Genomic DNA, 16159 nt, shown 5'->3' on the forward strand with positions numbered 1-16159 from the left:
TGCATAATTTGGAAGAGAACTACTATTTATTTTCCGCACGACTCATCGTCTATCTATAATTCAAGCATGGCATAAATGTGAAATTTTAGTTGATTTCTTCATCTACTACATGAGTGAAAATTCATAAAAATTAATTTTTTTTAAAAGATTTTAAGATTCTAGTGAAAACTAGGATCTTTTTTATGTTGCAAAAAAATCATGAGAACTTTCCTTATATAAATGTGTTTGGCATTTTTTATTAATAGTTCTCTGATTTTGGAAAGATAGAGCGGATTTTTACAACGCAGATTAATTGTCAAATGAATTTTTATTTAAAAAATACATTGAATTTTCTTTTTCTTTTAAATATAATTTACTTAATTCTAATTCGGAACACTGTTCCGATAATAGGAACACGGAGGGATGCAGTCTTGAAAATCGCAACAGATATTGGCGGTACTTTTACCGACTTAGTTTTCACAGATGAAAAAGGAAATCTTCATTTTGATAAGGGACATACAACACCTGGTCACTTTGAGGATGGCATATTAAATGTATTAGGACGACATGTTACAGAAGAATCTCTGATTGAATCATTTATTCATGGTTCAACGGTTATTATCAATACATTAACGGAAAGAAAAGGGGGCGTAGTTGGGTTAATTACAACTAAAGGCTTCCGTGACGTCATAGAAATTGCACGTGGGAATCGACCGGACTTATATAACTTTAAATATAAAAAGCCACAACCATTTGTAGAACGTTACTTACGACAGGAAATGGATGAACGCATCGATTTTAAAGGAAATATTATGAAAGCGCTTAACACCGAAGAAGTCGATGAAATCGTTCGTAAATTTAAAAAATTGGGTGTTGAGGCGATTGCCATTTCATTCATTCACGGCTATAAAAACCCTATTCATGAACAACAGCTAAAAGAGGAAATTTTAAAAATTTGGCCTGAGGTGTATATCACACTTTCAAGTGAAACCATTAAAGAATATCGTGAGTATGAAAGAACGAATACAACGGTGTTGAATTCTTATGTAAAGCCGATTGCCCATGCCTATTTAAAAAGCTTAAAAGAAAAATTAAGTACGATCGGTATTACAGACCATTTAAAAATTATGCAATCAAATGGTGGGACGACAAGCTTTGATAAAGCAATGGAGCTACCGATCAATTTAGTGGAATCTGGTCCTGTTGCGGGGATGTTTGGGGCAGCCAAATTAGGGCAGCTACTCAATGAATCGAATATTATTGCGTTCGATGTTGGTGGGACGACGGCAAAATGCTCCCTTATTACAGATGGCAAAGTAAATGTGACAACAGATTACTATATCGAAAGAAATGAAAAATTTGCGGGTTATCCAATTAAAACGCCTGTAGTGGATATTGTTGAAATCGGTAATGGCGGCGGTTCCATTGCACGTGTAGATCCATTTGGCTCGTTAAAGGTTGGTCCAGATTCTGCTGGTGCAAATCCAGGGCCAGTGGCATATGGCTTAGGCAATACACAGCCGACGATTACCGATGCAAATGTGTATTTAGGAAGATTATCATTAGAAAACTTTGATAATCCAGTATCCATTGACAAAGTAGAGGAGGCTCTAGTGGAAGCCATTGCGAAACCGTTTAATGTAACGGCAGAAGAAGCGGCTCAAGGTATTTTAGATATTGCGAACTCTAATATGTTAAATGCACTGAAGTTGATTTCGATTCGTAAAGGCTATGATCCAGAAGACTTCACAATGGTAGCATTCGGTGGTGGTGGCCCACTACATGCGATTAACCTAGCAGAAGAATTAGGTATGAAAAAAGTGATTATTCCATATGGTTCTTCCGTCTTTTCAGCATTAGGTATGATGATGACAGAATACCGACAAGATTATATTCAAACAAGTTTAATGAGCTTTGATGCCAACCATCTTGCGGCAATTCAAGAAAATATTGATCAGGCGATTGCCAATGCCTATGCGGATGCCCCTTTATCAAAGGATCATTATTATTTTGAGATTAATTATGATTTACGATACAAAGGACAAGAGCATGCAGTGAAATTGAACGCATCGACTAGCACGATTACAGAAGAGGGGCTACGCGAATTAGCGGAGGATTTCCATGTTAAACATAAACAAGAGTTTTCATTTGATTTACCAGCTACGCCCATTGAGTTAGTCAATTTACATCTTACAATCTACGGAAAAGATGAGGCAGTTCAGTTTAAGGAACTAGACTTCTCACAGGTCGACGCTTCCACATGTATCAAAGCACAGCGTAATTTATATGTGAAGGGAACAGGTTGGGTAGAGGTCAATGTCTACGATCAACAAAAGCTCGTACCAGGTTATGTCATTGCAGGTCCTGCTATTGTGGAAAATCCAACATCTACGGTCGTAATCAATGACAAGCAATCCATTGAAATTGATAAATATGGCAATTTGATTGTAGAGATGGAGGGGAAATAAAACATGAAAAAAGACGTTTTTGCAGTAGAAATTATTCAAGATTCATTGCTAGCCATAGGGGACGAAATGTTTGTGGCTCTAGCACGTTCATCCATGAGCCCAGTTATTTATGAAGTATTAGACTACGCTTGTGGTTTAACGGATGCCAAAGGTAATTTAATTAGCCAAGGGAATGGTGTCACAAGCTTTATTGGGATGCTAAGTCCAATGGTGCAACGTGTTATTGAAAAATTCGATAATGGAAAGTTGCATGAAGGCGATGTCATTATTATTAACGACCCATATGTTGGGGGTGGATCGCATTTATCGGATGTGGGCTTAGTATTACCGATTTTTTATAAAGGTGAAATTATTGCTTACTCTGCCAATAAAGCACACTGGACAGAGGTAGGAGGGATGGACCCAGGTTCGTTTACAAGTAATTCTAATGAAATCTATCAGGAAGGTTTACAGCTACCGGGTGTCAAACTTTATCATAAAGGGGAGTTGAACGAGGCGGTCTATGAAATTATAGCAACGAACGTTCGTTTACCAGAGCTTTCAATTGGCGATATGTTTGCACAAGTGGCAGCCTTAAAAACAGGTGAAAAACGCATTGCAGAGCTTTGTCAGAAGTTTGGTGCTGAATCGGTGAAATTGTCCATTCAAAGATTATTGGACAAGGGGGAGAAAATTGTAGAGCTTGAGCTTCAACATTTACCAAAAGGTGAATTTTATGCGGAAGACTTTATTGAAGGGGATCCATTAAAGGGCGGACCCTATCCAATTAAAGTGAAAGTAACGATTAGTGATGAAGAATTTATTTGTGATTTTAGAGGCTCGCATCCTGCGGTCAATGTGCCAGTGAACTGTTCACAATTTGGTTTAATGGCAAGTGTGCGCGTTATGTTCTTAGCTTTACTTGGCGATATTGATGTAATTAACGAGGGTGTCTTTAAACGCTTAACGATTATCACAGATGAAAATTCGATTGTTTCCGCTAAACGTCCACATCCTGTATCCATGAACTTTGAGGCGCGTATTGGGGCTGCGGATTTAATTTGGAAAGCTCTTGCACCGCATTTGCCAGAAAGATTATCGGCAGGGCATTTACAGTCCGTTTGTACATTTATCTTAACAGGTAAAAACCCTGAAAATGATGAGTCGTTCCTAATTGTTGAACCATCTGTTGGTGGTTGGGGAGCAGCAAATGATGATGATGGTCAAAGTGGGCAATACTGCATGGGAGATGGTGAAACCTATAACCTTCCTGTGGAAATTGCAGAAACAAAATACGGTATTCAAATTGACGAATATAGTTTAAACTGCGATGGTGCTGGTGTCGGTCAATTTAGGGGTGGCTTAGGTGTACGTCGTGTCTATACAGTCAATCATGATGGTCAAAAGGTTTCTGTGAACCTAGGCAGACATCAATTTGCGCCATTCGGTTTAAATGGTGGTGGGGAAGGCTCTCACAACTATTTAATCGTTCATAAAAAGGATGGAACGAAGGTTGGACCAGTAGGTGTACTTGCCAATTATGAATTGCAAAAAGGAGACCGTATTGAGCTTGTTACAGCAACTGGCGGTGGTTACGGCAATCCATTAGAAAGAAGCACGGAAGCCATTGAACGTGATTTATTAAATGAATATATTTCTGAAGAAGTGGCGAGAAAGCAATACGCTTATCAAAACGCTTAAGGGAGAAATAAATGACTGTCAAGACATTAAAAAACTCATTGGATATACTAGAATGCTTTGCTACGACAGAAAACGCATTAGGTGTTCGTGAAATTTCACGCATGATGAAGTTGCCGACAAGTGTTGTGCAAAGAACCATTAATACATTTACAGAAGCGGGTTATTTAATACAGGATGAATACACTAAAAAATATAAATTAGGTTACAAAATGTACCTTTTTTATGATGTGCTATCGAATTCAAAAGACCCACACTCGACCATTTATGAATTAATGCAAAATCTTGCTAGTGAAATGAATGAATCAGTATTTCTTACTTATATGGACAATGAATATGGTGTCACAACAAAAATAGCCGAAAGCAATAAAAATGTAAAGTATGCGGTGTCTTTAGGAACGAAGACACCCCTTTACATCGGTGCCTCCTGTAAGGTGATGTTTGCCTATTTAGAGGAGAACAGACAGCTCGAATTAATAGCCTTCTTTCAAGAGGAACAATCGAAAGAAGAACATAAGTCCTACCTTGAATCATTAAAGGGAGAGCTGCAGCAAATCCGTCGCAACAACTGGTGTGGAACGGTTGGGGAGTATAATGAACATGCATTTGGCATCAGTGTACCATTATTTAACTATAAAAAAGAAATCATCGCATCTCTTACAATTTCTGGTTTGGTATATGATTTAAATGATCAAAGGGAGAAATATATGCTTGAACAGTTAGTGAAAGTAGCTCAGCAAATACAATCACACATTTCAAAACTATAACAACAATAGGGGAGCTGTCACTATGAATAATAAAGTATTACATCCTAGGGCTTTAGAGCCTGTAACGTTACTAATGATCGTCTTAACATCTGTCGTTGGGGCTATTATTGGGATTCAACTGATTACAACTTTAGGGATTTCTGCTAATACATCGATCGTTGGGGCAATATTTGCGATGATTCTCGGAAGAATACCAATAGGAAAGCTCATTGCATTCAAATCCGTGCACAGACAAAATATTATTCAAACGGCGATTTCATCGGCTACATTTAGTGCAGCAAGTAGCTTAATGCTGCCAATCGGTATTCCATACGTTTTAGGTTATGAAAATTTAGTTTTACCATTATTTATCGGTGTTATTTTAGCGATGTTTGTTGATGCTTTATTATTATATAAATTTTTTGATACAAAGATTTTCCCCGCAGCAGGTACTTGGCCACCAGGGATTGCAACTGCTGAAGCTATTAAAGCTGGCGATAAAGGCGGTAAAAATGCAAAGGTATTAGTTGGTGGTGTATTAATCGGTATCGTGGGAGCTGTTCTTAAAATTCCAATGTCAGCTTTTGGGGTGGCGTTCATCGGCAATATTTGGGCGCTGACGATGTTTGGAATTGGTCTTTTACTAAGAGGCTATTCTGTTCAATTATTTAATGTTGATTTAAATGCCTATTATATTCCACATGGTATTATGATTGGTGCCGGAATTGTGGCTCTTTTCCAAGTAGCATTTACGTTAATGAATAAACGCTCTGCTAAAAAGTCAGAAGAGTTAAGCTATTCAAAAGATGCTAAAGAAATTCGCCAAGGTTTTGGTGTAGGTTTTATTGCTTATTTAGTCATTGCATTATTAATCGCCCTTTTAGGCGGAATAATTACACATATGTCATTCGGTATGTTAATAGGCTTCATCATTTTCGCAACAATTGCAGCATTTGTCCATGAGCTAATCGTTGGTATTGCAGCGATGCATGCAGGTTGGTTCCCAGCATTTGCAGTGGCATTTATTACACTAATTGTTGGTATTTTAATAGGTTTCCCAGCACCAGCACTTGCTTTATTAGCAGGCTATAGTGCCGCTACGGGGGTAGCATTTGCCGATATGGGCTATGATTTGAAAACAGGTTTCATTTTACGTGGAAATGGTAGTGACCCAGCTTTAGAAAAAGAAGGACGCAAGCAGCAAATGATTGCGGGTATGTTAGCCTTCTCGATTTCAGCAGTAGTTGTTCTACTTTCCTATAAATCTTATTTTGCACAAGGTTTAGTAGCACCTGTGAATCATGTCTATGCAGCGACAATTCAATCAGGTGTTACAGGCGATGTAGCGAAACAATTAATGATTTGGGCGATTCCTGGTGCATTGATTCAATTAATAGGTGGTTCAAAACGACAAATGGGTATCCTGTTTGCTACTGGTTTATTACTGATTAACCCGATTGCTGGTTGGGCTGTATTAGTGGGTATCTTGCTTCGTGTTATTTTCACGTATATGACGAAAGGCAAGAGAGAATCTGAAATGACGGTCTTTGCAGCGGGTGTCATTGCTGGAGATGCGTTGTATAGCTTCTTCTCTTCTATTCTAAAAATAGGGAAATAGAAAGGAGTAAGGAAATGGCAAAAGTATTATCATATGAGGATGGGATTGCTGCAGTTTATGGAGGAGCAATCCTTGGTGGTGGCGGAGGTGGTCTCCTAGAGGAAGGGCTCAAGCTAGTGGAGGAAATCTTTGCTGCTGGGACACCTCAATTAATGGATATCTCTGAATTAAATCATGAGGACTTAGTGGCATGTGTAGCAATGGTCGGCGCACCATCAGCAGCCGATCAATACATTTCTAGCGAGCAGCTTTGTTGGAGCTACCATAGTATGAATCACTATTGCGATCAACGTCTGAAGGGCATCATTACGAATGAAAATGGTGCCAATACGTCGATTAATGGCTGGTTACAGTCGGTCCTATTAAATGTCCCAGTCGTTGACGCTCCTTGTAATGGTCGAGCACATCCGACAGGTATTATGGGTTCTTTAAATCTACATGAACAACCAAATTATCAATCCGTACAATTTTACGCAGGAGGAAAAGCTCATTTTGCAGTTCAAGGCTTTGTGGAAGGAACTTTACACAATACGGCAAAAACAGCACGTCAAGCCTCTATTTTAGCGGGTGGGCTTGTAGGCGTAACAAGAAATCCAGTGACGATTGACTATCTACAGAAGCATGGTGCACCAAATGCCATCACAATGGCCATTGAGCTTGGCTATGGCTTTTTAAAGGGACAAACTTTTGAAGAAAAATTAGCTCATGTTTTACAGCAATTGAATGGGGTACACATCGTTTCAGGTACAGTAAAGAAATATTCATTAACGAAGGAAAATGGCTTTGATGTTGGGAAATTAGCAGTTGGTGATTATCACCTAACTTTCTGGAATGAATATATGACGTTATCGAAGGAAGGACAGGTGCAATCGAAATTTCCAGATCTCATTATGACATTCGATATCGAAAAAATGATTCCTGTGCCAAGCGCAAGTATTCAAGAGGGGATGCATGTAGCAGTAATCCACGTAGACCAAGCTAATTTGAAATTAAGTTCAACGATGCAAAATGAAGCCCTTTTACAGGAAATTGATGCAATCATTCAAGACGTACTGTAAAGAAAAAAGACAAAACAGTAAAAGCTGCCATCATCTACTTGATTGTAAGATGGGCAGCTTTTATTTGTCCTTCAGCGGGAGGGTCATACTTTTTATCAAAATTGTTCCTACTTCCTTTATCGCTTCATACATTTATGGCTTACATGTTTTTCATTCTAATGAGCACAACTCATTGAACATGGTGTTCACAAGCTGTAAACAAGGATCGTGCACGATTTTCATTAATGGGAGGAGCTACGTTCATACATACTCAAATAATTGACTAGAAGAAGGTAACAACCATTAATAAAAAACAATTCACTTTTGCTACATCTAGTGAAATCCTTTTGGTCATGCATCAAACTAACTTGTTGTTCATATTTTTTGGCATGTACATATGGCTATGCGGGTTAAACAAAGAATTTCTAAGGGAAAGTGTTCACTTTTATTTGTTTAGATGATTGGTTTTCAATACGCACGTCATCTTTAAAACAGGTTATTCAATTGTAAGCCCGCTGAAGTTGATGTTCCATTTGTCAAACACATAGCTGTTGTACACGACTAAAAAAATATGAGATACAGAACAAATAGATTGTTCTGTACGTTTATCATATAATATTCAGAAAAATTTGTCAATTGAAATGATGTTGTTTTTTTATTTTACTACATTACCTTTTACTCGAAAAAGTACAGTATAATCTTATAGGAAAGGAATGAGAGTACATGATGGATCATTTAATGAATAAAGTACGTGAAGTCTATGCACAATTTGATGCTAGTCATGATTTTCAACATATTGAACGCGTTTATCAAAACGCATTAGCTATCTTACATACCGAGCCTACAGCAGATGTTGAGGTGGTCAAAATAGCGGTGCTTTTGCATGATGTTAGTGACAAAAAGTATACTGATAGCAAGGAACAGGAAGAACAGCTTATTGCAGAGTTACCTGTTAGCGAGGAAAAAAAGCGGCATATTCGAGACTGTATCGCACAAGTGTCGTTTAATGGTGGAAATGAGCTAGAAGCAACCTCATTGGAAGCAAAAATTGTTCGAGATGCTGATCGTTTAGATGCGATTGGGGCTATTGGCATCGCTAGAACATTTGCTTACGGTGGAGCAAAAGGTCGCAAGCTATATGATAAGGACGAAGATGCACGTACAAATATGTCTGAGTCAGAATATCGTCAAAAAAATACTGCATCTGTTACGCATTTTTATGAGAAATTACTACTACTAAAAGATTTAATGGTGACAGAAAAGGGCAAGCAAATGGCCTTAGAGCGTCATCAATTTATGGAAAGCTTTTTAAAGCAATTACAGCACGAAATCGGTCAATAGCACAAAGAACCGCCTTTGAATTTACCCCTGTCAAGTAGACTGTTTTAAAAAGACTAAGCAGCTATCTGATGTCGATATTCTATCGGTGTCAGATGGTTGAGTAGTTTTTGGAAGCGTTTATAGTTATACTGTTCAACAGCTCGGATCATTTCCTCTTCAGAATGATCTTGTAAAAGATACAAACATTCTCTTTTAAAGTGTGAGAAGAATGATTCAATGCAGGTGTTATCGTGGCAATTACCTTTGCGGGAATGGCTGCCAATCATGCCAAGTTGTTCAATTGTTTGATGATATTTAAGGGATGTGTATTGAAAGCCTTGATCTGAGTGGATGATGCTTCGATAACACATTTCTTTTTGTTGTTAACCCGCTTAATGTGTCCATCATCAGCTGTAAATCATTCCATTTGCCTACTTGCCAAGCCACAATTTCGTTGTTGTTTAAATCTTGAATGGCAGACAGATATAGAAAGCCTGTTTCTGTCGGTAAATACGTAATGTCTGTGACGAATACTTCATTCTTTGCACGGTCTTTAAATTGGCGTTCTAACACATTGTCAAATGTACGTGATACTTGATTTTTCCACACGCGACGTTTCTTACGGATGATGGATTGGATGCCTAATTCGCTCATTAATCGATACACTTTTTGTGATTCACCTTAAATCCTTTATCACGTAAAGCGATTTTTATGCGTGGATAACCATACATTTTATTTGTTTGATGAATGGTTAAAATGTGTTCTTTTCAGAGGATATCATCCTGTTTCCGCAACGATACCTTGCTATTTTTCAACCACTTATAATAGCCGGAACGTTGGATTTTCGCCATTTCTGCAAGCCACGTAATCGGATAACGGTCTTTCATTTCTTCAATTATTTGATAACGATCTGGATAAGTGGGCATTCCTCCATTTACAGATTTGGGTACTGCTTTTTTAAGTATTCTATCTGTGCCTTGTAGTAGTCACGTTCTTCTTCTATATCCTTGAAGTGAATCCGTTTGCCTTTGAACGGATTTTTTACGTCTTTTGCCCCTGACCCTGAAGATGGAAGACGGTTAAACGCTTCAATCGATTCTACTTCTTTAAATTTTCTCAACCATACCTTTACTTGTGAAACATTACGAATCTCGTATTTTTCCACAACCTTTTGCATACTTTCTTCTCCCGCCATATAAGCCTGTGCTACTTCTAATTTCAACTCATTTGAATACGTATTATTTTTTCTCGACATAGAAAAACCCCCTTAAAGTAAACTGTTATCTACAGCGTACTGTAGTTTTTTTAACATTGTCTACCTAAAGGGGATAATATCACCTTAGAAATTATTGAAATTAGCCATTATGGTTTTCAACATAGTATCACTTTTATTTGCCATTCCTAAAATTTTTATCAGTTCATTATTCCTATTTTATATTTAGTTATTTATAACCACTTTACTTACAGATATTGATAATAAAATTTATATTATCACATTTGAATCAGGAGGCAAAGCGCTACTGTTAGACCACACCCTATTGGTAGGAAATGGAGTTACCACAATTCTATAAATCCATCTTTTTTAAGTTCTTAGACTTCCTTTAGTATTAAATATATTATAAACAGTAATAAAGTTACTATGCCAATTTCATATACTATTCTCACAATATCAAGCTCATAAATTGGATAATAATCATCAACTTGGAGTTCCTTAGATTGTAATTGCCATAAAGGAACATACCTTTTATCATAAAATTCAAGTTGAGGCCCCCACTTTAATGATACTGGTACAAATAATATGCCAATGCAGGAAATTATTACGAAATATACAGAGAGTAAAAATTTTTTCAACAATACCAAATCCTTTCTAATAAATGCATTATTTACATATTTTACTTTAAAAGTATATATATATGCATTATAATATGAGTGAATTACAAAAAGGAGGTAATAAAATGTTTGAAAAAGCTTTTGGTTCATTATTTTTAGCGTCAATTTTTTGTTTTTCAATAGTTCCAACATCTTTTGCGAGTACCTCTTCATCCGATTGTAAGGTAGATGGTATGAAGATTGAAAGCGAAGATACTATGACTTCAAAAATACCCATTAGCCTAGAGATGCAAACGCAATTACAGTCCTCTGAAGGTGTATCATCTGTAATTATTACAGATAAGTCAGTATTGGAAGAAATTGCAGTAGAACAAGGTTTAGAAGAAGTTCCTGTTAGAATTGAATATGAATATACACCTTCAGAAACAGACTTTAGTAAACCAGACCAAGAAGTTACTCCGTATGCGAAGGGCGAAATATGTTATGTAAAAGACTTAGGGTCTGGCTGGTATAACGAAAATTACCCATATAAAACCTTCTTTATAGATGGTCCAGATACCTTTAAAATATCAGAAAAGAAAAGTTTTAAATCAACTTTTGACGGAACTTTTGGTGCCTCTAAAGCTGGTCTCGAAGCTAAAATCGGATTTAAGTTGGAGCAGGATTTCACTGTTGAGTTCACAAGTAATACACCAATCAAAGCAGATGAAAGCATCTATTTCGAACTTTTCACAACTCACCACAAAGTTCAGTATGCTGTAGATACTGGTTCTACATGTAATTTCGGACATGCTTATAAACCAGATGGTACTTTCATTAAAAAAACCGTTTATAAAAAATAAGATTAATCACCACAAAACACAAAATCCCATGGGAAAGCAGACAGGTTTGCTTTTCCGTGGGATTCTTTTATCATTGTTTGACTAAACTTAACTTTTTTGAAACATAAATATGAGCACTAGCGTCGCATTAAAATAAATCAACGCTTTTTTAAAAAGTAAACTCGAATAAAAATTTTTTGGACTTACCCCTGTCAAGTAGACTGTTTTAAAAAGACTACGCAGTAATTTTACCCCTTAATGCATGACGATTATTGATGTTTTTTTCTAAAATGAACACAAAGTTAGCAATAGTTAAAACTAAATTTTTGACGACTGCTAACTCCATAAAAAAACCCCATTAAAAAATAGGATAGTTGTTGACATAACCCTGTTATTGTAATAAATTAGTTGAAATTTTTTTAATAAAATCGGCCGTACTTGCATATTGAGCAATTTCAGCACCCGTAAAATGTATCGAATTATCTGAACTCTCTTCTATAAAGCTGTATCGTTTTTCAAATAGCATAAATATCGTGTTGAACTCTTCTTCTAGGTGGCTATTTGCCTGTGTTAAGCTATGGTCCTTGAAATAGATTTGGACAAATATATTCGTGCATTTGCCCTTGTCATTTGTTGCTCTACATTTGAACCAATAATCATTGTATTTTGAATCAAACGTAAAACGGCGATTTTGCACTTTTTCTTTTTCTGCAACTCATTTTTTATTTTCATAAAAACTAGCAACTTCCCAATTTGATTTCTTGATTGAAACTAATAATTCTTCCTTTATGTCTATGCTCTCAGCAAGCATCATATCAAAGCCAATAGCAGTACTTTGGCTAACTTCTTTCCTATCTGTTACGTTTACATGGTCAATGTTTGCCCCACTCTGTTTGACTAACTTTAGTAATTCAAAAAAACGATCCAAGTCTTGTTCCTCAAAATACGCAATGTCTAACGCAGTAAGGGAATAAAGATTTGCCCAAATATTTTTATCAGAAATAAATAGTAATTCATCATCGGTAGAAACGGCAAACCATTGCTTGTATTACATTCGTATCTAAAACCACAGGACATAGAACAAGGAATCATCAAGCTTTGTCAGCTTATGCACACGAATTTACAGGACATTCACCCATCGTAAGTACGGGTTGTTGTTCTTTGTTTACCTGTCAAATGATGTTATGATGAATAATGGATATCAATAATCGTCTACATAAAAATCGTGTGGGCATGAACAATACCTAACATGAAAGAGATGGAATAGTGGAATGAGTCATTTAATCGTACAAAATCTAACCAAAACGGTGGGCGATAAAACGCTTTTTCAAAATATTGAATTTACCATTTATGAAGGAGAGCGAGCAGGCTTAATCGGTATTAATGGAACGGGCAAATCAACCCTGTTATCCATTTTAGCTGGAGATATAGAAGCAGACATGATAACAGTCGATCGTCCGAATAAATACCGTGTTGCCTATTTGCCACAGGAGCCGACATTTAATGCTGGAGAAACGGTTTTACAGGCTGTCTTTGCAGGCGATTCACCGATTTTACAACTCAATCGCCAATATGAAGATACAGTAGCTGCACTAGCTGTCAACCCAACATCCGAAAGTTTACAAAAGACATTGTTTAGTCTGCAACAGCGCATGGATGAAGAGCAGGCATGGGATGTTAATGCCCTTGCGAAAACGGCATTAACGAAGCTAGGCATCGAAACATTCGATAAAGAGGTGTTAACGCTATCAGGTGGTCAGCAAAAACGAGTTGCCTTAGCCAAAGTGTTAATTGAGCCTGCAGATCTTTATTTATTGGATGAGCCTACCAACCATTTAGATGTGGAGTCAACGGAGTGGCTTCAAGAAATGGTGCTACGTCTAAAGGGTGCAGTCATTTTCATCACCCATGATCGTTATTTCCTCGATGAATTATCGACACATATTTACGAGCTTGCAGATCAAACGTTGTATCGTCATACAGGAAATTATGGTGATTATTTAGAGTCACGTGCTATTCGTGAGGAAATGAAGGCTGCCTCTGCCCAAAAGGATCGCAACCGTTATCGTTCAGAGTTGAAATGGATTCGTCGTGGTGCGAAGGCACGTTCAACTAAGCAAAAAGCGCGTATTCAACGCTTTGAAAAGCTGGAGGATAACCTAGAGCGCAAATCAGAGGATGTTTCATTGGAATTGGGCCTTGCAACTACACGCCTTGGTCGAAAAGTACTGGAGGCTGAAAATATTTCGAAAGCCTTCGGACAGCAAAAAATTCTTGAACACTTTTCATTTTTACTACAGCAGGGGGACCGTATCGGCATTATTGGTGCGAATGGTGTAGGAAAATCAACTTTATTGAACATGCTGGCAGGGGAGCTAACACCCGATCAAGGTGAAATTCTTGTAGGGTCAACAGTGAAGCTGGCACATTTCAAGCAAACATTGCCGAAAATGAATGAAAATGAGCGTATGATTGAATATATACGTGAGGCTTCTAATGATATTACCGATGCAGAGGGCGTTCGCTATTCAGCGGCTCAAATGTTAGAGCGCTTTTTATTCCCGCTGCACGCCCATGGTACACCAATTGGAAAATTATCTGGTGGTGAGCGCAAACGTCTTCATTTATTACGTTTATTAATGGAGCAACCAAATGTTTTATTACTTGATGAGCCAACCAATGACCTGGATATTGAAACATTGGGTGTGTTAGAGGATTTCATTGAGCATTTCCCTGGCGTTGTCATCACGATTTCCCATGACCGTTTCTTCCTAGACCGAATTGCGAAAAAGTTATGGATATTGGATGGACAAGGACAGGTAGAGGAAACGCTGGATCTATACAGTGAGTATTTAGAGAAGCGCGAGCAGGCAGCTACTGTCAAAGCAGAGGCGCCAAAAGTCGAAAAGGCGAAGACCGAAAAGCCAAAATCAGACAAGAAAAAGCTATCGTTTAAAGAGCAAAAGGAATGGGAAACGATTGCAGATGACATTGAAAAGACGGAAACAGCCATTATGGAGACCGAAGACGGAATCGCGAATGCGGGCTCAGATTTCACGAAATTACAGGAATTAACAGCTAAGTTGGATGAGCTAAATGCTCACTATGAGCATCTGATTGAAAGATGGTCTTATTTAGATGAAATTGTCAACGGATAAGGAGCGATAGACATGAAGATTATTACAATTGAACCGACGCCAAGTCCCAATTCGATGAAGATTGTCGTTGATACAGAGCTACCGTTCGGGAAAAGCTATAATTTTACAAAGGATAATAAAGACGAGGCAACTGGCGAGGCTGCAGCCATTTTAGCTATTGAAGGGGTAAAGGGCGTTTACCACGTAGCCGATTTCTTTGCTGTTGAGCGTAATGCCAAATATGCATGGGAAGGTATTCTCGCAAGCATTCGTCAAGTGTTAGGGGAAGATGTTCAAACACAGGATGAAACCGTTGTAGCCAATGAATTTTATGGTGAGGTTTATGTGCATGTACAGTTTTACAAGCAGGTGCCACTACAAGTAAAAGCTTTTGATAATCAGCGCGAACATCGTGTTAGCTGTGGCGACCGCTTTGTTGATGCCTTTAATCAAATTATTGAGTCGGCAGTAGATGAAAACTATATTTTCCAACGCAAATGGATTGATTATGGTGTACGCTATGGCGAGCTTGAGGATATAGCAGAAACAGTCAAGCAGGAGATCGATGTCACGTATTCTGCGGAGCGTTTAGCAGAAATTGTCACAGCTATTAATAATGATGATGAAAAAGCAGCTATTAAAACAGCTAAAATAAAAGTGACAGTGGAGCAGTTCAATCAACCAGAATGGGAGAAACGCTTCCAGTTGCTCGACCAAATGGCTGATCCAGAGCTAGATGATTTACCATTACTTGATTTAGCCTTACAGGATGAACAGATGTCCATTCGTCGACTAGCGACTGTCTACTTAGGCATGATTGAAGATGTGGCTGTTGTGCCTTATTTAGAAAGAGCCTTACAGGATAAAAGTGCAGCAGTACGTCGAACAGCAGGCGACTGTATGAGTGATCTTGGCCTTGTAGAATTTGAAGAAGCCATGCAGCAAGCCTTGCAAGATAAAAACAAATTGGTTCGCTGGCGTGCAGCGATGTATTTATATGAGGTCGGCACGGAGCAATCTTTACCAGCACTAAAAGCGGCTGAGGATGATAAAGAATTCGAAGTGAAATTACAAGTGAAAATGGCTATTGCTCGTATCGAACAAGGTGAGGAAGCAAAAGGCTCGGTCTGGAAGCAAATGACCGAATCCCGTCAACAATAAACAGGAAAAAACCAGCAGCTGCTGGTTTTTTTCGTTTTAGGAGGGGATAGGGTGGTTGTTCGCTCTCAAATAAAAGAAAAGGTCGCTCATAAGTAGCGTGAGGCTCAGCTCTAAAAGGAGAACAAGTCTTTCAAAAGTAGGATGCACCGACTCACTCACTATAAAATCAAGCACCCCAAAATCGAACCATAAACTCTTCTTTATTCAAAAAATCTATCAAAAATTCACGTAAAACAGAATAATTTGTCATTTTCTAGCGTTTTATTGCTAAACAAAAAGTTAAGGTCATTCTAGGAATCATTAACATATTGTCTAGTTTCATAGAGAAAGGACAATGATAAAATAACATAAATTCAGAATATTCT

14 protein-coding genes are annotated in these 16159 nt (G+C 37.8%); 9 read left to right on the forward strand and 5 right to left on the reverse strand.

Annotated features, from left to right (window positions below; genetic code table 11):
• The first annotated feature begins 410 nt into the window (after positions 1-410).
• The 6 genes from NST76_RS08290 to NST76_RS08315 all read left to right on the forward strand — a co-directional run bounded on the left by NST76_RS08290 (position 411) and on the right by NST76_RS08315 (position 8866).
• Positions 411-2447 carry a hydantoinase/oxoprolinase family protein gene (locus tag NST76_RS08290; protein ID WP_342544957.1) on the forward strand — a complete coding sequence of 679 codons (2037 nt, stop codon included), beginning with the start codon at positions 411-413 and terminating at the stop codon, positions 2445-2447.
• A 3-nt stretch (positions 2448-2450) separates the two neighbouring features.
• A complete protein-coding gene (locus NST76_RS08295) occupies positions 2451-4127 on the forward strand; it encodes a hydantoinase B/oxoprolinase family protein (RefSeq protein ID WP_342544959.1) in 1677 nt (558 codons plus the stop codon).
• Between the two features lie 11 nt (positions 4128-4138).
• The gene (locus tag NST76_RS08300) at positions 4139-4891 is read left to right on the forward strand and encodes an IclR family transcriptional regulator (RefSeq protein ID WP_036123024.1); all 753 of its coding nucleotides are present in this window, start codon (positions 4139-4141) and stop codon (positions 4889-4891) included.
• 22 nt (positions 4892-4913) lie between these two features.
• Entirely contained in the window at positions 4914-6488 is a 1575-nt protein-coding gene (locus tag NST76_RS08305) for an OPT/YSL family transporter (protein ID WP_036123027.1), read from the forward strand.
• Positions 6489-6502: 14 nt separating this feature from the next.
• A complete protein-coding gene (locus NST76_RS08310; RefSeq protein ID WP_342544960.1) occupies positions 6503-7546 on the forward strand; it encodes a DUF917 family protein in 1044 nt (347 codons plus the stop codon).
• Positions 7547-8251: 705 nt separating this feature from the next.
• A complete protein-coding gene (locus tag NST76_RS08315) occupies positions 8252-8866 on the forward strand; it encodes an HD domain-containing protein (RefSeq protein ID WP_036121558.1) in 615 nt (204 codons plus the stop codon).
• A 294-nt stretch (positions 8867-9160) separates the two neighbouring features.
• Here the strand turns inward: NST76_RS08315 and NST76_RS08320 are convergent, their stop codons facing one another.
• The 3 genes from NST76_RS08320 to NST76_RS08330 form a co-directional block, all read right to left on the reverse strand.
• Positions 9161-9499: a hypothetical protein gene (locus tag NST76_RS08320; protein WP_271912919.1), complete on the reverse strand. Its 339-nt coding sequence runs from the start codon at positions 9497-9499 to the stop codon at positions 9161-9163.
• Positions 9500-9612: 113 nt separating this feature from the next.
• The gene (locus tag NST76_RS08325) at positions 9613-9771 is read right to left on the reverse strand and encodes a hypothetical protein (RefSeq protein ID WP_155273184.1); all 159 of its coding nucleotides are present in this window, start codon (positions 9769-9771) and stop codon (positions 9613-9615) included.
• Positions 9772-9779: 8 nt separating this feature from the next.
• Entirely contained in the window at positions 9780-10100 is a 321-nt protein-coding gene (locus tag NST76_RS08330) for a transposase (RefSeq protein WP_342544963.1), read from the reverse strand.
• Positions 10101-10800: 700 nt separating this feature from the next.
• On the opposite strand from NST76_RS08330, the gene NST76_RS08335 reads away from it, so the two are divergent.
• Positions 10801-11517 (forward strand): hypothetical protein, encoded by a 717-nt coding sequence (locus NST76_RS08335; RefSeq protein WP_036121539.1) that lies wholly within the window; start codon positions 10801-10803, stop codon positions 11515-11517.
• 370 nt (positions 11518-11887) lie between these two features.
• Here NST76_RS08335 and NST76_RS08340 read toward each other — a convergent pair whose 3' ends face one another.
• Both NST76_RS08340 and NST76_RS08345 read right to left on the reverse strand, forming a co-directional pair.
• On the reverse strand, positions 11888-12193 hold the full coding sequence (locus tag NST76_RS08340; RefSeq protein ID WP_145991324.1) for a hypothetical protein: 306 nt from the start codon (positions 12191-12193) through the stop codon (positions 11888-11890).
• An 18-nt stretch (positions 12194-12211) separates the two neighbouring features.
• The gene (locus NST76_RS08345; protein ID WP_036121542.1) at positions 12212-12424 is read right to left on the reverse strand and encodes a hypothetical protein; all 213 of its coding nucleotides are present in this window, start codon (positions 12422-12424) and stop codon (positions 12212-12214) included.
• A 343-nt stretch (positions 12425-12767) separates the two neighbouring features.
• Between NST76_RS08345 and NST76_RS08350 the strand changes: the two genes are divergently transcribed.
• Positions 12768-14654: an ABC-F family ATP-binding cassette domain-containing protein gene (locus NST76_RS08350; RefSeq protein ID WP_036121545.1), complete on the forward strand. Its 1887-nt coding sequence runs from the start codon at positions 12768-12770 to the stop codon at positions 14652-14654.
• A 12-nt stretch (positions 14655-14666) separates the two neighbouring features.
• Entirely contained in the window at positions 14667-15794 is a 1128-nt protein-coding gene (locus tag NST76_RS08355) for a virulence factor (protein ID WP_330493837.1), read from the forward strand.
• Positions 15795-16159 lie beyond the last annotated feature (365 nt).

This window comes from Lysinibacillus sp. FSL W7-1291 (assembly GCF_038593415.1).
GTDB classification, from domain to species: Bacteria; Bacillota; Bacilli; order Bacillales_A; family Planococcaceae; genus Lysinibacillus; species Lysinibacillus fusiformis_D.